The organism is Tardiphaga sp. GW822-FHT04G09 (genome assembly GCF_058800725.1).
In genome coordinates this window covers 361,286-380,376 of sequence record NZ_JBXAMO010000004.1, presented here as the reverse complement: position 1 = coordinate 380,376, position 19,091 = coordinate 361,286, and the positions used below count along the sequence as shown (strand labels likewise).

Here is a 19,091-nt window from a genome sequence, read left to right as displayed (position 1 = left end):
AAAGCTAGATCTCGTTCGGATAGGCTGCATGACCCTGAGGGTCGTGAAGCCTATTGAGTCTGTGCGCTGCGGTCATCGCGAAGCGCAGCATCATGCCCTTGCGTGTCGGCGCCGGCAGGCGATGCTCCGGCGCATCGCAATGCACATGCGCGCCATAGGCATCCGCCACGATCAGGCCGGTGTCGCCGGGAAAAATATCGCAAGACAGATCCTGCGTGAAGGCGAAGAACAGCCGGTCGCAATGGGCGCGATAGTCGGGCCATTTCTGATCCGCCCGCAGATCCTCGATCGAGGATTTGATCTCGACGATCCAGATGTCGCCGCGCTCGTTCAGCGCCACCAGATCGGCGCGCCGTCCGGACGGCAATGACAGTTCACTGACGCATGAAAATCCCAGCGACCGCAGCAATCGGGTGGTTCCGCGCGCGATCGCCAACGCCGTCTCCGACTGACGGCGGTCGAAAATCAGCGCGGGGGTGTGAACGGCATTCGATTCCATAGCGACAAACTTAGCCGATTTCGGCGGGACCGCCCATCACGTCTCCCGCAAGTCAGCCGCACGGATGTCGCAAGCCGGCCGCAAGCGACGGCGTGTGCCAAAATCATCGCAGCAGCCCGGATTACGGAGAAATCCCATGAGCTTAGCCCATATCAGTCGCGTCATCCTGATCGCCGCTGCCGCAACTTTGCCGCAAGCGATTTTCGCCGGTTCCGCGCATGCAAAGCCGACCGTCGAAGTCGCCTTCGTGCTCGACACCACCGGTTCGATGAGCGGGCTCATCGAGGGTGCCAAGCGCAAGATCTGGTCGATCGCGACCACGATCCTCGACAGCAATCCCGATGCCGACATCCGCATGGGCCTCGTCGCCTATCGCGACATCGGCGACGATTACGTCACCAAGACCTTCGAGCTCACCACCGATATCCAGGATCTGTATGCCAACCTGCTGCAGGTGCGTGCCCAGGGCGGCGGCGACTGGCCGGAAAGCGTCAACGAGGCGCTCGATGTCGCCGTCAACAAGCTGCAATGGACCAAGAGCAGCGCCGCCCGCCGTATCGTCTTCCTGGTCGGCGATGCGCCGCCGCATATGGATTACGCGCAGGACACCAAATACATGACCACGCTTGAGGTCGCGAAGCAGAAGGACATCATCGTCAATGCCGTGCTGGCGGGTGGCGCCCGCGATACAGAAAAGGCCTGGCGCGATATCGCACAGCGCGGCGACGGCCGTTTCATCGCGATCCCGCAGGATGGCGGGCAAGTGGTGATCATCGAAACGCCCTATGACGAAGAGATCATCATCCTGCAGAACGACATCAACAAGACGGTGATCCCCTATGGTCCCCGCGCGCTACAGAAGCGCACCGAAACCCAGACACGGCAGCTGTCGGAAGTCGCAGCAGCGGCACCGGCTTCTGCCTCCGATATGGCGAGCTATATCAACAAGCGCGCGAAAGTGTCGTCGGAAGCCGTGACTGGCGGCGGCGATCTTGTCAGCGACGTCTCCGCCGGCAAGCAGAAGCTCGACAGCGTGAAGGAAGATGAATTGCCCGAGGCCATTCGCAAACTGTCGCCGCAGCAGCGTGCCGATGAACTCGACAAGCAAATGAACGATCGCAAGGCGCTGAACGACAGGCTGACCGTGCTGGTGGCCAAGCGCGATGCATATCTCATGACCCAGCGCGACAAGGCGCCGGCCAAGGCATCCTCGTTCGACCGCGAGGTGGAAGCGACGTTGAAGGTGCAGTTGAAGAAGTAGTCGAGAAGCAAAGGCAGCCATATGCGGGCTCAGCCGGCGTATTCATCTGCCTTCGAACGACGGATTGCCGGGTCAAGCCCGGCAATGACGGCAGGGCAGAAACGCCCAGATTCCCCTTTTCTCGCCCGCAAAAATCAGCATTGTGGCGCGATGACAGATGAAACCGAACATAAAGCCCAGGCCGGCGGCACCATCATTCCGGTGACGCTGTTTCAGCAGAACTGCATGCTGCTGTGGGATGAAGCCACGCGACAGGCCGTGGTGATCGATCCCGGCGGCGACGTGCCGCTGATCCTGGACGCCATTGCCAAGGCCAATGTGAAGGTCGAGCAGATCTGGCTGACCCACGGCCATATCGACCATGTCGGCGGGGCCGACGAACTGCGCGAGGCACTGAAGGTCGAGATCATCGGCCCGCATCGCGCCGATGAGTTCCTGCTCGATCTCGTCGAGGACAGCGGCGCCAAATATGGTATGACCGGCGTCAGGAACTTCAAGCCGGACCGCTGGCTCGAGGAAGGCGACACCGTCAGCGTCGGCGGCCTCTCATTCGACATCCTGCACTGCCCCGGCCATTCACCCGGCAGCGTTGTGTATTACAGCAAGGCGATGAAATTCGCCCATGTCGGCGACGTCCTGTTCGCCGGATCGGTCGGCCGCACCGATTTCCCGGGCTGCAGCCACGAGGCGCTGATCAATTCCATCACCACCAAGCTGCTGCCGCTCGGCGACGATGTCGGGTTCATCTGCGGTCACGGCCCCGGCTCCAGCATTGGCCAGGAGCGCATGACCAACCCGTTCCTCACCGGCCAGGCGTAATCCTGCCATGAGCGGCGACTGGGCCTTTGGGGAGCAAGGAATGCTTCCCAGGGCTTTCAAGGATTTGCCCAATCCTCGACCTGCGATGCCGCAATGGTGCGCTTGGGCTGGTAGGGATTGAGTGTGCCGGCTGTCGCGGTCCAGCCCTTGGCGAGGATTTCCCGGGCGAACAGCTTCGCATCGATTTCGGATTTGAAAGTCCTGGTCGTCCGCACACCGTTTGCCACGCGGGTATCGGATTTCACGGACTTGTCGGGGCCAAATGCCACGTACCAGATATCGGGCTTCGTCATCATGGGGAACTAACGTCGATTGTGACGAAAAGTTGCACCTCGTGTGGCATAGCCGGACCTGACCGCGCTTAGCTCTTCGTCGTATGCCGCGGCTGGACGATGTCCGATACCAGCCCGAGCTTCTCCAACAGGCGAATGGTCAGATAGGTGGTATCAAACTCCCACCAGCGATGACCGTGGCGCGCCGAGCGCTGATCGGCATGATGGTTGTTATGCCAGCCCTCACCATGGGCGAGGTAGCCGATAAACAGATTGTTGCGGCTGTCCTCATCGGTCGCGTAGTTGCGATAACCCCAGATATGGGTGACCGAATTGACCGCCCAGGTCTGGTGCCAGACGAAGACGGTTCGCACGAAGACCGCCCAGATGACGATGCTGAGAGCGAACTGCACTGCCTCGGGCCATGAGCCGCCCCACAGCAATTTGCCAACCAGGCCCGCAAAGAAGAACACGTTGATCTGGATCAGCAGGATCTTCAGCTGCCAGAGATTGCGCTCCAGCGCGACATAGAACGGGTCGCGCAGGACGTCCTTCGCATAACGGTCATAAATACCGAGACGGGACAGATCCGGATTCTTCACCAGCAGCCAGCCCATGTGGCCCCAGAAGAAGCCGGCGAGCGGGCTGTGCGGATCCGGCTGTTCATCAGACTTCTCGTGATGACGGCGATGGATCGCAACCCAGCGCGCCGGCGTATCCTCGGCGCAGCAGATCGCCACCACAACGAAGGCATGCTCCAGCCATTTCGGGCATTTGAAACCGCGATGGGTCAGCAGCCGGTGATAGCCGATATTGATGCCGATGAGGCCGAACAACCGCGCTGCGATGATCGCGACAATCACCGCAGTCCAGTTGAAGAACATTGGCATCAGAGCGAGCAGTGCGAGCGCGTGAAAAACACCAATGGTGAGCGTATTGAGCCAATCGATGCGATAGGGCTGCACGCCATCCGGTAATGCAAGACCCGTCTCGGCGCGATCGGCTAGTGGAACATCGAGTGCGATGGCAGGGGTGATCTGGTCGCGATTGCTGACGGCCATTTAACTCCGCATCCGGGCGATTGATCGCCGCGTGGTGCTCGTGTGATTCCCCGACACTTCTCTACGCGAGAACATCGGTACTGACCATAGACACGCTGTCAGCAAGGGGCGGAACAAAACAGGCCGCCGGACGGCGGCCTGTTCGAAAAGTCGTTTATTGATCGGCTTAATCGATCACTTCGACAATACGATGGGTGCGCGGCTCGACGAGAACCGTGCGACCATTGACCACGGTGTAGCGGTATTCACGGGCGGAACTATATTCGGCGGGAACCTCGTAATAGGTCACACCGCTCTCCGGCAGCACGGCGCCGACACGGACTTCGTCGCGATAGGTGTAGGATGGGCGACGCTGTTCCACGACATAGTTGCGAAAACGGGGTCGGTCGTCGACACCGAGCACACCGGCCACACCGCCGACGACACCACCGATGGTGCCACCCACGATAGCGCCAACAGGGCCGGCGGCGCGCTCGCCATCGCGTGCACCACGCTCAATGCCTCCGGGGACACCCTGAGCCTGAGCAACAGCGGGAAGAGCCATCGTGGCGACGATGGCAGCGGTTCCAAGAAGACGGCGGATCATGATGATCTCCAGTTTTGATTGATCGGTATTACGCCGATACAAGTTCGCGACCGCGCAATGGTTCCGGAGATTGAACTGTCCGAACACACGCGTAGAGACTGAAATACTGGGAGATATATGGAACCGAACGATCAGTCCGTGACCATCGCGCGGATGCGCTGGGAGAGATTGTCGAGGTCGAACGGCTTGGTGATCATTTCCATGCCGGGCAGCAGAAAGCCCTTCGCCATGGCAACGCTTTCGGCATAGCCGGTAATGAACAGGATTTTCAGATTCGGTCGCGTCTCGCGCGCCTGATCTGCGAGTTGACGGCCGTTCATGCCCGGCAGTCCGACATCGGTGACCAGAAGATCGATCTGCGGTGTCTCGCGCAGAACCCGCAGGCCGGATGGCCCGTCGACGGCTTCGAGCACGCGGTAGCCCTCGTCCTGCAACATCTCGATAATGACCGAGCGCACCACCGGCTCATCCTCGACCACCAGCACGGTTTCTCCTGTGGCCGCGTGCTGATCGCCCTTCAAGGGATTGGCATCATGAGCGGCAGCGTCGCCTTCATGACGCGGCAGGTACAGTTTCACGGTCGTCCCGACGCCGAGCCTGCTGTCGATGCAGACATGTCCATTGGACTGGCGCGCGAAGCCGTAGATCATCGACAGGCCAAGGCCGGTGCCCTGCCCGATCGGCTTGGTCGTGAAGAACGGATCGAAGGCGCGCGCCGCCACTTCCGGACTCATGCCCATGCCACTGTCACTCACACTGATGCAGATATAATCGCCAGGCATCAGTGCCGGGGCATCGGCATTGACGGCATCGACGCGCATATTCCGTGTCGCGATCTGCAACCGCCCACCATCGGGCATCGCATCGCGCGCATTGATCGCAAGATTGAGCAGTGCACTCTCCAGCTGGTTCGGATCGCACAATGTGCACCACAGATCCGGTGCTGCGGCGATATCGAGGTCAAGCGTCTCACCGATGGTCCGGCGCAGCAGATCTTCCAGCGACACGATCAGCGCGTTGACGTCGACGGATTTTGGAATCAACGGTTGCCGCCGTGCGAAGGCCAGCAACCGATGCGTCAGCGCCGCTGCACGATTGGCCGAGGTCATCGCAGCGTTGATATAGCGCGTGATATTGTCGGTGCGGCCCTGATCGAGCCGTGTCTGCATCAGGTCGAGCGAGCCGACGATGCCGGTGAGCAGATTGTTGAAGTCATGCGCGATTCCGCCGGTGAGCTGACCGACGGCTTCCATCTTCTGCGACTGCCGCAGCGCTTCTTCAGTCACTTTCAGCCGCTCGGTGGCGGCCTTCTCGGCGGTGACGTCGCGCGCCACGCAATAGATCTGGTTCTCATCCGGCACCGCCGTCCAGGACAGCCAGCGATAGGAGCCATCCTTGTGGCGGAAGCGATTCTCGAAGCGGATCGTCGGTTGCCCCCTGGCAAGCTTGTCGATCTCGGCCACCGTCCTGGCCTGATCGTCGGGATGTTCGAGCCAGCGCGAGGTCTTGTTGAGCAGCTCCGCCTCGCTCCAGCCGAGCGTACGCGTCCACGCAGGATTCACCGTGCGCCAGACGCCGTCATAGTCGGAGACCATCAACAAATCCTGCGACACGCTCCAGATCCGGTCGCGCTCGCGCGTCTTGTCGCGCACGCGCTGCTCCAGCGTCGCATTGAGGTCTGCGAGTTTTGCAGCGAGCTGACGCGCTTCTTCCTCACTCTTGCGAAGAGCCTTCTCGGCGAGCACCTGATCGGTGACGTCCGTATGTGCACCGACCAGACGCAGCGGTTTTCCCGCCTCGTCGCGCTCGATATACGACCGCACGGAAATCCAGCGGGTCTCACCATCGCTCGGACGAATGATGCGATACTGCGCCGTGTAATCACGCACGCCGCTGTTCACGGCCTCGCGAAATTTCTGCTCGGTCGCCTCACGATCCTCGGGATGGATACGGCTAACCCAATCCTCGTGGGACTCGTTTGCTGCGTCCGGTGGCAGGCCGTGAACGATCAGATATTCAGGCGAACGGCGATTGCGGAATCCGGTGCGCAGATCGACTTCGAGACCGCCGATCTGGCCGATCTCCTGCACGCGCGCGAGCTCCGCCTCGCGTTCACGCAAAGCTACCGTGACTCTGTGGTCCTGCGTGACGTCCCTGCAAATGACAAGCACGCCGCCGATGCCGTCATCGAGATCTAGCGGGCTATAGCCATAGGTCCAGTAGCTGTTTTCGACTTTCCCGTGCCGGGTCATCGGCACCAGCTGGTGCTCATGCCAGGTGGCGCCCTGCCCGGACATCACCTGCTCGATCTGCGGGCCGATGATGGGCCAGATTTCCTGCCAGAATTCCCGGCCCCGGCTGCCCAGCGCGCGCGGATGCTGTTGTGCATCCATCGTCTCGCTATAGGCATCGTTGTAGAACTGGATGAGCTCCGGGCCCCACCAGATGAACATCGGATGGCGCGTATTGAGAATGATGCGGATCGCCGTCCGCAAACCTTGCGGCCAGGTATCCGGTGCGCCGAGCGGGCTGCTCCTCCAGTCGTAAGCACGCATGAGCGCGCCCATCTCGCCGCCACCGGCGAGGAAATCGACTGAGTTCGATGGATGGACGTCCAACATCTGCGAGCAATCGGTACGCAAGACCAGTCTGGCGTATCTCGGGAACTTAGCGCCCTGTCAGACCCCGCGCAAATCGTCGTCGATCGCGCCCTGTTACTTGTCAGGGTGACTTGATGAGGCCGGCAGCCGTGAGTGCCCGGGTAATGGCAGTGTTGATATCGATAGACCGCCGGCCAGCACGATCGCCTCGCGCGTCGCGTCGATCACCTGCAGAGCGCGGCTTCTGCGTCACCGATGAGACAATGGCACCCGCCGGAGCCGCGGGTTCCACGGCTGCAGTTTCGACATTGCGTGGTGCGAGTTGCCGGGTCAGGCCGAAGAACTGCGCAATATGATAGGACGATGAGATGCCGACTTCGAGCAGGAAGGCACCCGCGGCACCATAGGGTTCGTCCTGTCCGGCAATCGCCAGCGGCGTGCCATGCGCCATATCGGTGATGGTGTAGGATTCGACAACGGTCTCGCCGTCCTTGTTCCACCACACCTCGCGCGGATAGCCGTCGACGTCGATGGCGGACATCGGTGCGGACGCTAGGCCGTGAAGATCGAGCCATTGCTTGACGATTTCGCCCGCATTGGCAGGATTGACGGTGCGATCGGCACTGCCATGCCAGACCGACACTTTCGGCCACTCACCGGTATGCGACGATGCCTTGCGCACGAGATTGCCGAGATCGTTCGCGGCACGCGGCGCCGCGCGATACATGCCGCTCAGCGCCTCCTGCATGGTGGTAGCGATCCCGTAGGGCAAACCGGCAATGATTGCGCCGGCAGCAAAGACTTCAGGATAGGTCGCCAGCATCACCGAGGTCATCGCGCCGCCGGCCGAGAGCCCCGTCACGAAAATGCGCTTGCGATCCACATCATGGTCCACGGCCATCTGCTCGATCATTTCCCGGATCGAGAGCGCCTCGCCGCTGTCGCGCGCGATGTCATCGGCATTGAACCAGTTGAAGCAGGTATTGCCGTTATTGGATGATTTCTGCTCGGGCATCAGCAGCGCAAAGCCATAGCGATCGGCCAGCATCGACCAGCCGGTGCCGACATCATAGCCAGCAGCGTTCTGTGTGCAGCCGTGCAGCACGACGACCAGTGCCGGCTTCGCCGTCAGCGTGGCGGGCACGTAACTGAACATCCGGAGGTCGCCGGGATTGCTGCCGAAACCCGTTGATTCGCTGATCGGGCTCGTGCCTGCAGGCGCACGGCCCCGCGCCAACCCGTCCAAGGTGTTGATTCCGGGCAGTTTTGGGAGGTTGCGGAGGAAATCGATATTATCGGCGAGAGACACGGCAGCTCCTGGGTCGTCAGGCTTATACAACAGCACTGCTGACATATGGTTGCTGCACTGCAAAATAAAACAAATACGGTTTCAATATACCTATCACTGAAGCGCGAGGCTTTCGAAAATTACCTTTAATGCAAAGGAAACCCCATATGGCCGGCCATAACAGGCCGGGCCATATGGGGCGAGTCGGGGAGAAAATGACGAGTTATTTCTTCATCTCGTCTTTCATCATGTGGTCTTTCTTCATGCCGTCCTTGTGCATGGAATCCTTCTTCATCCTGTCTTTCGACATGCCTTGCGTACCGGTGGTTTTGGACTCACCGTCCTTCGACATGGTGCCGGTGCCCATCTTGGTCGAATCCTGACCGGACGGGCCGGTGGCCTGGGCGAAAGCGGCGAACGGGGCAGCGCCAATGGCCGTGGCGCAGATCGCAACAAGAATGGTTTTCCGCATGATCAGCTCCTGTTGAGTCAACGGCATAACGCGAAGTGGTTCGAAACGTTCCTGTTCCGTCGGCCGTTAATTACCAGTTCCGCACACGGTTTCGCGAGGTCATACCAGACCGGCGATGTGCAAAAGCACGCCCATGCCGGCACAAGCCAACAGTATCTGCAGCAGACCAATCCTCAGATAGAATACCCCAATCAGGGCCGCGACCGACAGCGCGACAGCCCATCCATTGACGCTGTGCAGAACCGGCATGTCGAAGCTGAGTCGGAGCGCACGAACTGGTTTCACCTCGCGAAACATCGTGTGGATGGCGAACCATATCGCCAGGTTCAGGATGACGCCGACCACTGCGGCGGTGATCGCCGCCAGCGCAGCACTCAGCGCGCGGTTGCCACGAATGGTTTCGATGAACGGCGCCCCGAGGAAGATCCAGAGAAAGCACGGCACAAAGGTCACCCAGGTCGCGAGCAATCCACCAAGCGTGCCCGCCAGCAGCGGCGGCAACATACCCGGTGCGCGGAAGGCGGCCATGAACCCCACGAATTGCAGCACCATGATCAATGGACCTGGCGTGGTTTCGGCCATGCCGAGACCATCGAGCATCTCGCCCGGCTTCAGCCATGCGTAGTGATCGACGGCCTGCTGCGCGACATAAGCGAGAACCGCGTAAGCGCCGCCAAAAGTGACCATCGCCATCTTGGAGAAGAAAACGGCAATCTGGCTGAACACGTCATTGCTGCCGAACGCCACGAGCAGCACTGCGACGGGCGTGAGCCACAGCACCAGCCAGACGGCCGCAACGCCGAGCGACTGCCGGACGCTCGACCGGGCATGGAGGGGAAGCTCATCTCCGAGCAAACTATCAGCATCGCCGCCGCCCGATGACCCGTGGCCCGTATTCACCGTGAAGGCCGACAGACCGGCCCGGCCGCCGAAGAAACCAATTGCTGCCGCACCAAAAACGATCACCGGGAACGGCACATCGAAAAAGAACAGCGCGACGAAGGCAATCGCCGCCAAAGTCCGCATCATGTTGTTCTTCAATGCGCGACCACCGATCCGCACCACGGCTTGCAGAACGATCGCCAGGACCGCCGCCTTGAGGCCGAAGAACACAGCCACGACAAACCCGACCTGCCCGAAGGCGGCATAGATCCAGCTCAGCACCATGATGCAGATCGCACCGGGAAGGACGAACAGCCCGCCAGCCATCAGCCCGCCAGCGGTCCGGTGCATCAGCCAGCCGATATAGGTCGCAAGCTGCTGCGCTTCGGGACCGGGGAGCAGCATGCAGTAGTTCAGTGCATGCAGAAAACGGCTTTCCGACACCCAGCGCTTCTCGTCGACGAGGATGCGATGCATCACAGCGATCTGCCCGGCCGGACCTCCGAAGGAAAGCAACGCGATCCGCAGCCACACAGAAAATGCCTCCGAGAAGGAAACGCCGTGGGTCTGCGGCTCGGGAATGGCCGGTGGTGTGACCGAAGTTGCTTCTGCCATCTCAAGCTTTCGTCTTTGCTGTCGGCCAGTTGTGGGTTTCGGTGCTGGCATCTCGGCACCAGCGATAGAACGCATCGTACAGACCCAGTCCAGCCTCAAGCTGCTCGAGATCGTCGGCATACATTCGCGACAGGCCGAGTGATGCCGCCAGCAGGCCCGGCGCTTCCGGGGCGAGATCGAGCCGCGCTGTATCCGCCGCGCGGACGATGGTAGCCAGCCGCAGCAACGGCGGTGTGGCGAGGCCAAATTCCTCGATCATCACATCGAAGGTACAGAGCTCGCCGCGATGGCTCCAGAACACGCCTTCGATATCGAAAGGCGCAGCATCAAATTTCTCGCCGACGGCCGAGACTTCCGACGGCGCAACGAACATGAACAGTGCCGCCGGATCGATGAAACGCCGGATCAGCCAGGGACAGGCAATGCGGTCGATCTTTGGGCGCTCCCGCGTCACCCACAACGTGCGGCCCTGCGGGTTTTGCGGCGGCAACTTGCCGCCGGGAATGCGCGGCAGGCCTGCACTCTCCCATCCGAGGTATCCGCCTTCCAGAACCTCTGCCGGGATACCGGCATCGCGCAGCAGCGCGGCAACGCCGTGACTGAGCTTGAAACCATTCTGGCAGATCACCACGGCGGACCGACCGCGCAGCGCCGCCGCCCAACCATTCACGTCGCCGAATGGCCGCCGGACCGAGCCTGGCAGGAGAAACGGCGACAGAGCGAAATCCTCGTCGGTGCGGACATCGACGAGCGCGGGACATTTCGGGGTGCCAATCAGGCGAACGAGTTTTTCAACGGAAATGCTGTTAATCGATGACATGGGCGCGTCCTTGCAAGAGTGCGGGACGCGATACTTGGGCATGTCGCCTCGTGGGGAGATCGCTTTGTCCCCATGCCCCTAATATCAAGCCATCGCGATTGACCTGTCAAGGCGCGTGCTGGACGGTCAAACGCCGTCTTTGGATTGCCGTACTTGGATTTATGCGTTGCCGGCACGGCGCATCCACAGCAGAAAACCCACACAGGCGGCGACCGACAACACGCACAATGCTAAGCTTGCGAGCAGCGCGATGCCTGCCGATGCTGCGGATTGCACCGCGAAATAGACCGCGCCGATCGCAGCAACGCCGGCGGCGTTGGCGATTTGCGTCGTGGTGCCGTACATGCCCGAGCCGGCTCCCGCGCTCGATGTCTGCACGGTCGACAGCACGGCGCTGGACAGCGGCGCCATGACCAGACCCTGGCCGTAACCGAACACGGCCAGCGGCACCGCCAGCAGCAATGCAGACGATGCATTCACCGCCAGTACCGTTGCAGCCAGCGCGGCAAGACCGATGACCTGCACCACGCAACCCTCGATCAGCACCAGCGTGCCACGCTGGCGCGACCGCATACCGCTGTGACGCGATGCGACAACGAACGCCAGCGCCAGCGGTATGAAAATGAGACCGGCCCGCAGCGGCGGCATGTGCAGCGCGTTCTGCATGAACAACGTCATCACCAGATAAAATGACAGATTGGCGAAGAAGAAAAAGAACACCGCGCACAGCCCGCGCATGAAAGCAGCATCCGCGAGCAACGCCAGATCGATCAGCGGCATGCCACCGCGCAACGCGACGCGGCGTTCCAGCCTGACGAAGCCGGCGATCACTGCCGCACCCGCAGCCATCGCCAGCCACACCGACGGCGCCCAGTGCAATTCGTGCCCGAACAGCAATGGGCCGATCAGACCGAGCAATCCGGCGAACAGCACCAGCGCGCCCGGTATATCCAGCCGCGTGCCTGGACGGCGGGGAATGGATGGCATCAGCCGCCATGCCGCCGCGATGATGACAAGTCCCACCGGTACATTGACGAAGAACACCGCACGCCAGCCGAGGCCTGCAAGATCCATCGTCACCAGCAGGCCACCGAGCAGAAAGCCCGCAGCGCCGGCAAGGCCAAGCACGATGCCGTAAACGGCGAAGGCCCGGGCGCGGGCTTCATCGACAAACAGCACATGGATGGTGGCCAGCACCTGCGGCACCATCAGCGCCGCGGTGGCGCCCTGTGCCAGCCGCGCCAGAATCAGCTCCGGTCCGGATTGCGCGAGCCCGCACCACAGCGACGTCAGAGTGAAGCCGAGCACGCCGGCGAGAAAGGTGTTCCTGGTGCCGTAGATGTCACCGAGCCGGCCACCGGTGATCACCAGCGTCGCATATCCGATCAGATAGACCGCAATCACCGCCTCGATCTGCGCCGCGCTGGCACGAAGCTCGACCGCGATGGTCGGGATCGCGACATTGACGATGAAGGCATCGACGCCAAACATGAACTGCGCCGCAACGACGATCGCCAGCACCCACCAGCGGCGCGCGGAGTCGACGGGATTGGCAACGATCTGGTGCATGGAAGCGCCTCGCTCAACGGTTCGGCCTGAAGCAGCCGTCCACTTTGATCCCAGCTTCCAGTCATCGCGTCGATTACCTCGGAGGTAGCTTTATTGAACTCTCCCCGTCGTACCTGGTGGCGCGCAGACCGCGGGCCCGGTTTCGCGGGTTGATCTCCCCATCCAAGTCACACCGAATTTGCATTCCTCATGCAGGAAGATACCGCCAGTGGCCCGATTGCTGCATGGCGAAACGATTGCATATGCCGGCCCTTCCGGTTTCGAGGCCTCTTCGATGTATGACTACGACATGATCGTGATCGGCTCCGGCCCCTCGGGCCGGCGCGCAGCCGTCCAATTCGCCAAGCTCGGTAAATCGGTGCTGGTGGTGGAGAAGGGCCGGCGGGTCGGCGGCGCCTCCGTCCATACCGGCACCATTCCATCGAAGACCCTGCGCGAGACCGTGCTCAACCTGTCCGGCTGGCGCGAGCGTGGCTTCTACGGCCGTTCCTATCGGGTGAAACAGGACATCGACGCCCGCGACCTGATCATGCGGCTGCAGAAGACACTCGACCACGAGGTCGAGGTGCTGGAGCATCAGTTCAGCCGCAATGCCGTAAAGACGGCGCTCGGCGAGGCGCGTTTCACCGGACCGCACCAGATCGAGATCGCCAATGAGAAGAACGAGATCAAGAATGTCACCGCCGGTCATATCCTGATCGCCTGCGGCACGCGGCCGTTCCGGCCCGATTACGTGCCGTTCGACAACAAGACAGTGTTCGACAGCGACGAGATCATCGACCTGCCGAAACTGCCACGTAGCCTGGCGGTGATCGGCGCGGGCGTGATCGGCGTCGAATATGCCACCATATTCAGCGCGCTCGATGTCGCCGTGACGTTGATCGAGCCGCGGCCGACCTTTCTCGATTTCATCGACAAGGAGCTGATCGACGAATTCATGCATGAGTTGCGCGACCGCAATGTCGCATTGCGGCTCGGCTCCAAGGTCAATGCGATCGAGCACGCACCGAGCGGGCACATCGTGACCAAACTCGCAGACGGCCGCAACGTCACCTCGGAAATGCTGCTATTCGCCGCCGGCCGCGTCGGCGCCACCGACCGGCTCAATCTCGAAGCCGCCGGTATCGCGGTCGATCACCGTGGCCGTATCAATGTCGATCCCGTCACGCTGCAGACCAGCGTGCCGCACATCTATGCGGCCGGCGACGTGATCGGCTTCCCGTCGCTGGCCTCCACCAGCATGGAGCAGGGCCGCGTGGCCGCCTGCCACGCGCTCGGAATGGATCCGTTGGCGCCGCCGGAGTTCTTTCCCTACGGCATCTATTCGGTGCCGGAGATCTCAACCACCGGTCTCACCGAAGAGGAAGTCCGCCAGAAGGGCATTCCCTACGAGGTGGGCGTCGCGCGCTTTCGTGAAACCTCGCGCGGCCACATCATGGGCTTGGATAGCGGCATGATGAAAATGATTTTCTCCACCAGGACCCGCCGCCTGCTCGGCGTGCATATCCTTGGCGAGGGCGCCACCGAGCTGATCCATATCGGCCAGGCCGTGCTCAATCTCAAAGGCACGATCGACTACTTCATCCAGAACACGTTCAACTATCCGACGCTGGCCGAGGCCTACAAGATCGCCGGGCTGGATGCGTGGAATCGAATGACGGCACGGTAGCGCAGAAGCACCAATCGTTAAGTCGAACCGTTCGCTAGCCCCACGGACCCCGGCGCGACGGACCGCCGCTCCACGGGCCGGCCGCGGGCGGTGCTGGACGCACAGACGTGCGCGACTGAACACCCATCTGTCCCGCAAGCTGCTGCAGCGCCGCTATCCGGTTCTGTGTCGCCGGATGCGTGGTGAACAGGTTGTCCATGGCGCGGCCCGACAGCGGATTGATGATGAACATATGCGCGGTCGCCGGTGCGCGCTCGGCATCCTCGTTCGGTATCTGATGCGCGGCGTTGTCGATCTTGGCCAGTGCAGAGGCGAGCCACATGGGCTGGCCGCAGATTCGCGCGCCCATGTCGTCGGCGGCATATTCGCGCGTGCGGCTGATCGCCATCTGCACCAGCATGGCAGCGAGCGGCGCCAGGATCATCAGCGCGATCTGGCCGATCATGCCCGGACCATTATTGTTGCGGTTGCCGCCGAAGAACATGCCGAACTGGGCGATCATCGAGATCGCACCGGCGATTGTCGCGGTGATGGTCATCAGCAAAGTGTCGTGATGCTTGATATGCGCAAGCTCATGCGCCACCACGCCGGCGAGTTCCTCGCGCGACAGCTGCTGCATCAGGCCGGTGGTGACGGCGACGGCGGCATTCTCCGGATTACGACCGGTCGCGAACGCGTTCGGCTGCGGATTGTCCATGATGTAGATCTTGGGCATCGGCAGGCCGGCATTGTGGGCGAGCTCACCGACCATGCGATACAGGTCCGGTGCATTGCGTGCGTCGACCGGTTGCGCGCCGTGCATCGACAACACCGCGCGATCGGAATTCCAGTAGGCGAACATGTTCATGCCGGCCGCAACCACCAGCGCGATCATCGCACCCGACGCGCCGCCCATGAGATAGCCGACGCCCATGAACAGGGCGGTCATACCGGCCAGCAATATCGCCGTCTTGAAGTAGCTCATTTGTCCTCCTGACCGCGCGATGCGCTGCGGTACAGGCATCAAATGGTGATCCGCCCAATCGTTCCGCAAGGCAGCATTGTGCGGCAGCGCGTCGCGGCCATGCAGCGGACTGCATTGAATGCTGCGACCTGCGGCCATAGGCTGCGCGCCACGAAAAACATTAAAAAACATTACAAAGAGGAAATACTTATGGCTCGCGTGAAGTTCGGCGCCTTTCTCGCACCACATCACCCCATTGGCGAACACCCGATGCTGCAGTTCCGTCGGGATCTCGATCTCGTCGAGCAGCTCGATGCCCTCGGCTATGACGAATTCTGGTGCGGTGAACATCATTCGTCGGGCTGGGAGACGATCGCCTCGCCGGAGATGTTCCTCGCCGCCGCCGGCGAACGCACCAAGCGGATCCGGCTCGGCACCGGCGTGATCTCGCTGCCCTACCACCATCCCTACAATGTCGCGCAGCGCATGGTGCAGCTCGATCACATGACCGGCGGCCGGGCGATCTTCGGCTCCGGGCCGGGCGCCCTCGCCTCCGACGCGCATACGCTCGGCATCGACCCGATGACCCAGCGCGACCGCCAGGACGAAGCCATCGCCATCATCCGCCGTCTGTTCAACGGCGAGCGCGTTACCGCGAAGAGCGACTGGTTCACCATGAACGACGCCGCGCTGCAGATCCTGCCGCTGCAGGAGGAGATGCCGTTCGTGGTGGCGTCGCAGATTTCGCCCTCGGGCATGACGCTGGCCGGGAAATACGGCATCGGCATCATCTCGCTTGGCTCGATGTCGACGCAGGGGCTGATGGCGCTGCCGACGCAATGGGGCTTTGCCGAGGATGCCGCGAAGAAGCACGGCACCACTGTGGATCGCGCCAACTGGCGCGTGCTGCTGTCCTGGCATATCGCCGAGACCCGCGAACAGGCCGCGCGCGAAGCCGGCCCCGGCCTGATGCGCTGGCACAACGAATATAATGTCGGCACGCTGCAGCGGCCGGGCCTGCAGCCCTTCACCTCGCCGGAAGACGCTGTCGAGAAGACCGCGGGCGGAGAAGCCGCCGCTTCCACCATCGGCACGCCCGATGATCTCGTGAAGACCATCAAGAACCTGATGCAGGTCTCGGGTGGCGTCGGCACCATCATCGGCTTCGTGCATGACTGGGCCAATCCGGAGAACACACGGCGTAGCTGGGACATGGTGGCACGCTATGTAGTGCCGGAGATCAACGGCTACATCGCGAGCCTGCGGAAGTCGCAGCAATTCGTCATCGAGAATCGCGAGGTGTTCGAGCGCGCCGGACAAGCCGTGATGGCCAAGATCATGGCCAATGACAGGGCTGCCGCGGCATTGCCACTGACGGGGCCGGGACGCGTGGCGATCCCGCTGGTGAATGCGCCGGATCTGCAGAAGAAAGGGTAGCTGGAATTCCGTCATGCGCGGGCAGCGCGAAGCGAGCTTCGCTAGATGTCCCGCGTATCCACGTCTTAAATTGCCGGGCAAAGACGTAGATGGCCGGGGCAGGCCCGGCCATGACTGAGAATGTGGCGCTTACTTTCCGTAATAGTCCTGCACCGTTTCCCACGCCGCCGTCTGCAGTATCTTCGCAGTCGCTTCATCGAGACCCGCGAGATAGGGATTGCCCACCGGCGAGCGGCCCGTCAGCGCACTGAAGACCACGCAGGACGCAAGGTATGTGCCTGCCATGCTCGGATGACGCCTGTCGGGCTGGTACAGAGTGAGCTCGGGCTGCTTCGCGCGCATCCTGGCAAATGCCAGACCTGCCGGAATCACCAGGGCATTATTTTCATTGCCGGCAACAGTATAGGCCTCAGCCAGTTGCTGCGTCATCTCCGGCTTGTCTTCATAGGCCCAGGACATGAAGAAGACCGGTTTCGCGCCATGCGCCCTGACGATGTCCGCATCCTTTTTCGCATACTCAGTAAAGACCGACTTCAGCTTGGGATGGATCGGGCACTGGCTGCAATCCATCATGATCGCAGCATCGAACAACGGCTCGCGCTTGTTGAAGATGATGTTGTTATTATCGTCGAAGGAATAGGACGCGATGGCGTTGGGTCGGAAATAGCTCTCGACATCGTGCCATTCGAAGCCGGAGCCGCCGATGGTCACCGAGGTCGCCTGATAGCTCGTCCTGTTAGCGGGATCGGCGGCACGCACCATTCCCAACACGTGGCTGTGCATGCTGTTGTTGAAATAGAAGAAGCTGTTGCCGATGAAGATCTCGGTCTTCGGAAAATCCGGACCAAGCGTCGTGACCTTGGGTTTGGTTTGGGCCTGCGCCGCAACAAGCATACCGGCCGTAGCAACAAGGGTCGCCACAGCGACAAGTATGGCTCGCAAAGTTCTGGACATGGAATGCCTCGCGGTTCTAATTATAGGCGTATCGATAGCACAGGGCGGTGTAGCCATGCCCAAAGACTTCGATTCTCATGACCTCGATCCCCTGATCCTCGATCTCCTGGAATGGATCGCGCGCGAACCCAGATCCTATGCTGACGTGCTCGATGCATGGCGGACGTCGTGCCCACGACTGACGGTGTGGGAAGACTGCACCGACCGTGGATTTGCCACGCGCAGGTACATCGCCGGACGTGGCTCCGTCGTTCAGGTGACCGGTGCAGGTTTGTCCTTTCTGCAACAGCATGGCCGCATCGCGCCAAAGACGCCAGCCTCAACCACCGCAACTAGTTCAGCGGCATCGTAAGCTGCGCGCCTTCATCGGCCACAGACACAAACCGTGTTTCAGGCAGCCTCGGTACGATCGCATCGCATGGGATGGACATTCTTGGCTCCCCTGCCCGTCAGCCATTGTCCTGGCCGAACGCCTTGCGCATCGCGACATAGCCCTGCTGCTGCTGGCTCCAGTTGCGGCCGCCGGTGACACCGCCATCGACCACCAGGTCGTTGCCGTTGACGAAAGACGACTCGTCGCTGGCGAGAAAGACGGCGGCATGGGCGATATCGTCGGGCAGACCCGCGCGCGGAATCGGCTGTGCAGCCTTGAACACCTCGCGCATCTGCGTCGGCGTCTGCTCGGCTGCTTCCACCGATAGTCCCAGCGCCTTGCCGAAGATTCCGGTCGCAATGGCGCCCGGCGAGATGCTGTTGACGCGCACGCCGCTCTCGCCGAGCTCCATCGCCACGCATTTGGTCAAATGGATGACCGCGGCCTTGGCGGCGCCATAGACCACCGAGGACGAATAGCCGGCGAGCCGGCCGGCAATGCTGCCATTGTTGATGATGCTGCCCGAGCCCTGCTTCTTCATATGCGGGGCGGCGTGTTTCATGCCGAGCATGACGCTGCGCACGAGTGTCGCCATAGCTGCATCGAAACGATCGACTTCGAGGCCTTCGATACCGCCGGTCTGCGCCGGACCACCCGCATTGTTGAACAGACAATCGATGCGGCCGAATTTCTCGACCGCGTGACCGATCAGTGCACTCATCTGCGCTTCATCGGTGACATCGGTCTGACGGAAACTGCAATTTGCACCGAGCCTCAAAGCAAGTGCCTCGCCTTCCGGAGCACGACGCCCGGCAATCACAACTTTCGCACCCTGCTCGATGAAGATTTCCGCCGTACGGAACCCGATACCGCTCGTCGCACCGGTGATGACAGCGACCTTGTTGTCGAGACGCCCCATGATCGTTTCCCCGTTGTTTTTATAAACTGTATTTGACGCCTCTGAAGCGTGA

18 protein-coding genes are annotated in these 19,091 nt (G+C 61.5%); 5 read left to right on the top strand and 13 right to left on the bottom strand.

Annotation, left to right across the window (positions count from 1 at the left end):
* Nucleotides 1-4 precede the first annotated feature (4 nt).
* The gene (locus AC1RLZ_RS10890; protein WP_493188613.1) at nucleotides 5-499 is read right to left on the bottom strand and encodes an MmcB family DNA repair protein; all 495 of its coding nucleotides are present in this window, start codon (nucleotides 497-499) and stop codon (nucleotides 5-7) included.
* A gap of 136 nt (nucleotides 500-635) precedes the next feature.
* On the opposite strand from AC1RLZ_RS10890, the gene AC1RLZ_RS10885 reads away from it, so the two are divergent.
* Together AC1RLZ_RS10885 and AC1RLZ_RS10880 are read left to right on the top strand one after the other, a co-directional pair.
* Nucleotides 636-1,760, top strand: a complete 1,125-nt coding sequence (locus tag AC1RLZ_RS10885) for a vWA domain-containing protein (RefSeq protein ID WP_493188612.1) — start codon at nucleotides 636-638, stop codon at nucleotides 1,758-1,760.
* A 150-nt stretch (nucleotides 1,761-1,910) separates the two neighbouring features.
* Nucleotides 1,911-2,579, top strand: coding sequence for an MBL fold metallo-hydrolase (locus AC1RLZ_RS10880; protein ID WP_493188611.1), 669 nt, complete (start codon nucleotides 1,911-1,913; stop codon nucleotides 2,577-2,579).
* A gap of 56 nt (nucleotides 2,580-2,635) precedes the next feature.
* On the opposite strand, the gene AC1RLZ_RS10875 is transcribed toward AC1RLZ_RS10880, so the two are convergent.
* The 9 genes from AC1RLZ_RS10875 to AC1RLZ_RS10835 all read right to left on the bottom strand — a co-directional run bounded on the left by AC1RLZ_RS10875 (nucleotide 2,636) and on the right by AC1RLZ_RS10835 (nucleotide 12,744).
* Nucleotides 2,636-2,875: a hypothetical protein gene (locus AC1RLZ_RS10875; protein ID WP_371424056.1), complete on the bottom strand. Its 240-nt coding sequence runs from the start codon at nucleotides 2,873-2,875 to the stop codon at nucleotides 2,636-2,638.
* A 65-nt stretch (nucleotides 2,876-2,940) separates the two neighbouring features.
* Entirely contained in the window at nucleotides 2,941-3,912 is a 972-nt protein-coding gene (locus tag AC1RLZ_RS10870; RefSeq protein ID WP_371424055.1) for an acyl-CoA desaturase, read from the bottom strand.
* A gap of 166 nt (nucleotides 3,913-4,078) precedes the next feature.
* The gene (locus AC1RLZ_RS10865) at nucleotides 4,079-4,498 is read right to left on the bottom strand and encodes a DUF1236 domain-containing protein (RefSeq protein WP_493188610.1); all 420 of its coding nucleotides are present in this window, start codon (nucleotides 4,496-4,498) and stop codon (nucleotides 4,079-4,081) included.
* A 131-nt stretch (nucleotides 4,499-4,629) separates the two neighbouring features.
* Nucleotides 4,630-7,119, bottom strand: coding sequence for a PAS domain-containing protein (locus AC1RLZ_RS10860; protein WP_493188609.1), 2,490 nt, complete (start codon nucleotides 7,117-7,119; stop codon nucleotides 4,630-4,632).
* Nucleotides 7,120-7,219: 100 nt separating this feature from the next.
* Nucleotides 7,220-8,407, bottom strand: a complete 1,188-nt coding sequence (locus AC1RLZ_RS10855) for an extracellular catalytic domain type 1 short-chain-length polyhydroxyalkanoate depolymerase (RefSeq protein WP_493188608.1) — start codon at nucleotides 8,405-8,407, stop codon at nucleotides 7,220-7,222.
* Nucleotides 8,408-8,609: 202 nt separating this feature from the next.
* Nucleotides 8,610-8,858, bottom strand: coding sequence for a pentapeptide MXKDX repeat protein (locus AC1RLZ_RS10850; protein ID WP_493188607.1), 249 nt, complete (start codon nucleotides 8,856-8,858; stop codon nucleotides 8,610-8,612).
* Between the two features lie 99 nt (nucleotides 8,859-8,957).
* Complete coding sequence (gene chrA / locus AC1RLZ_RS10845; protein ID WP_493188606.1) at nucleotides 8,958-10,355, bottom strand: chromate efflux transporter; 1,398 nt, start codon at nucleotides 10,353-10,355, stop codon at nucleotides 8,958-8,960.
* A gap of 1 nt (nucleotide 10,356) precedes the next feature.
* On the bottom strand, nucleotides 10,357-11,175 hold the full coding sequence (locus AC1RLZ_RS10840) for a chromate resistance protein ChrB domain-containing protein (RefSeq protein ID WP_493188605.1): 819 nt from the start codon (nucleotides 11,173-11,175) through the stop codon (nucleotides 10,357-10,359).
* Nucleotides 11,176-11,334: 159 nt separating this feature from the next.
* Nucleotides 11,335-12,744 carry an MFS transporter gene (locus tag AC1RLZ_RS10835; RefSeq protein WP_493188604.1) on the bottom strand — a complete coding sequence of 470 codons (1,410 nt, stop codon included), beginning with the start codon at nucleotides 12,742-12,744 and terminating at the stop codon, nucleotides 11,335-11,337.
* A gap of 274 nt (nucleotides 12,745-13,018) precedes the next feature.
* On the opposite strand from AC1RLZ_RS10835, the gene sthA reads away from it, so the two are divergent.
* Nucleotides 13,019-14,413, top strand: coding sequence for a Si-specific NAD(P)(+) transhydrogenase (gene sthA, locus AC1RLZ_RS10830; protein WP_493188693.1), 1,395 nt, complete (start codon nucleotides 13,019-13,021; stop codon nucleotides 14,411-14,413).
* Nucleotides 14,414-14,447: 34 nt separating this feature from the next.
* Here the strand turns inward: sthA and htpX are convergent, their stop codons facing one another.
* Entirely contained in the window at nucleotides 14,448-15,377 is a 930-nt protein-coding gene (gene htpX, locus AC1RLZ_RS10825; RefSeq protein WP_493188603.1) for a zinc metalloprotease HtpX, read from the bottom strand.
* A gap of 189 nt (nucleotides 15,378-15,566) precedes the next feature.
* Here htpX and AC1RLZ_RS10820 point away from each other — a divergent pair, with 189 nt between their 5' ends.
* Nucleotides 15,567-16,793 (top strand): LLM class flavin-dependent oxidoreductase, encoded by a 1,227-nt coding sequence (locus AC1RLZ_RS10820; protein ID WP_493188602.1) that lies wholly within the window; start codon nucleotides 15,567-15,569, stop codon nucleotides 16,791-16,793.
* A gap of 129 nt (nucleotides 16,794-16,922) precedes the next feature.
* Here the strand turns inward: AC1RLZ_RS10820 and AC1RLZ_RS10815 are convergent, their stop codons facing one another.
* Nucleotides 16,923-17,747 (bottom strand): hypothetical protein, encoded by an 825-nt coding sequence (locus AC1RLZ_RS10815; RefSeq protein WP_493188601.1) that lies wholly within the window; start codon nucleotides 17,745-17,747, stop codon nucleotides 16,923-16,925.
* Nucleotides 17,748-17,802: 55 nt separating this feature from the next.
* Between AC1RLZ_RS10815 and AC1RLZ_RS10810 the strand changes: the two genes are divergently transcribed.
* Nucleotides 17,803-18,099, top strand: coding sequence for a hypothetical protein (locus AC1RLZ_RS10810; RefSeq protein WP_493188600.1), 297 nt, complete (start codon nucleotides 17,803-17,805; stop codon nucleotides 18,097-18,099).
* A 97-nt stretch (nucleotides 18,100-18,196) separates the two neighbouring features.
* On the opposite strand, the gene AC1RLZ_RS10805 is transcribed toward AC1RLZ_RS10810, so the two are convergent.
* Nucleotides 18,197-19,039: an SDR family NAD(P)-dependent oxidoreductase gene (locus AC1RLZ_RS10805; protein ID WP_493188599.1), complete on the bottom strand. Its 843-nt coding sequence runs from the start codon at nucleotides 19,037-19,039 to the stop codon at nucleotides 18,197-18,199.
* Nucleotides 19,040-19,091 lie beyond the last annotated feature (52 nt).

Coding starts and splice junctions, on each gene's coding strand:
- AC1RLZ_RS10890 (WP_493188613.1), bottom strand. CDS start 499: ATGGAATCGAATGCCGTTCACACCCCCGCGCTGATTTTCGACCGCCGT.
- AC1RLZ_RS10885 (WP_493188612.1), top strand. CDS start 636: ATGAGCTTAGCCCATATCAGTCGCGTCATCCTGATCGCCGCTGCCGCA.
- AC1RLZ_RS10880 (WP_493188611.1), top strand. CDS start 1,911: ATGACAGATGAAACCGAACATAAAGCCCAGGCCGGCGGCACCATCATT.
- AC1RLZ_RS10875 (WP_371424056.1), bottom strand. CDS start 2,875: ATGATGACGAAGCCCGATATCTGGTACGTGGCATTTGGCCCCGACAAG.
- AC1RLZ_RS10870 (WP_371424055.1), bottom strand. CDS start 3,912: ATGGCCGTCAGCAATCGCGACCAGATCACCCCTGCCATCGCACTCGAT.
- AC1RLZ_RS10865 (WP_493188610.1), bottom strand. CDS start 4,498: ATGATCCGCCGTCTTCTTGGAACCGCTGCCATCGTCGCCACGATGGCT.
- AC1RLZ_RS10860 (WP_493188609.1), bottom strand. CDS start 7,119: ATGTTGGACGTCCATCCATCGAACTCAGTCGATTTCCTCGCCGGTGGC.
- AC1RLZ_RS10850 (WP_493188607.1), bottom strand. CDS start 8,858: ATGCGGAAAACCATTCTTGTTGCGATCTGCGCCACGGCCATTGGCGCT.
- chrA (WP_493188606.1), bottom strand. CDS start 10,355: ATGGCAGAAGCAACTTCGGTCACACCACCGGCCATTCCCGAGCCGCAG.
- AC1RLZ_RS10840 (WP_493188605.1), bottom strand. CDS start 11,175: ATGTCATCGATTAACAGCATTTCCGTTGAAAAACTCGTTCGCCTGATT.
- AC1RLZ_RS10835 (WP_493188604.1), bottom strand. CDS start 12,744: ATGCACCAGATCGTTGCCAATCCCGTCGACTCCGCGCGCCGCTGGTGG.
- sthA (WP_493188693.1), top strand. CDS start 13,019: ATGTATGACTACGACATGATCGTGATCGGCTCCGGCCCCTCGGGCCGG.
- htpX (WP_493188603.1), bottom strand. CDS start 15,377: ATGAGCTACTTCAAGACGGCGATATTGCTGGCCGGTATGACCGCCCTG.
- AC1RLZ_RS10820 (WP_493188602.1), top strand. CDS start 15,567: ATGGCTCGCGTGAAGTTCGGCGCCTTTCTCGCACCACATCACCCCATT.
- AC1RLZ_RS10815 (WP_493188601.1), bottom strand. CDS start 17,747: ATGTCCAGAACTTTGCGAGCCATACTTGTCGCTGTGGCGACCCTTGTT.
- AC1RLZ_RS10810 (WP_493188600.1), top strand. CDS start 17,803: ATGCCCAAAGACTTCGATTCTCATGACCTCGATCCCCTGATCCTCGAT.
- AC1RLZ_RS10805 (WP_493188599.1), bottom strand. CDS start 19,039: ATGGGGCGTCTCGACAACAAGGTCGCTGTCATCACCGGTGCGACGAGC.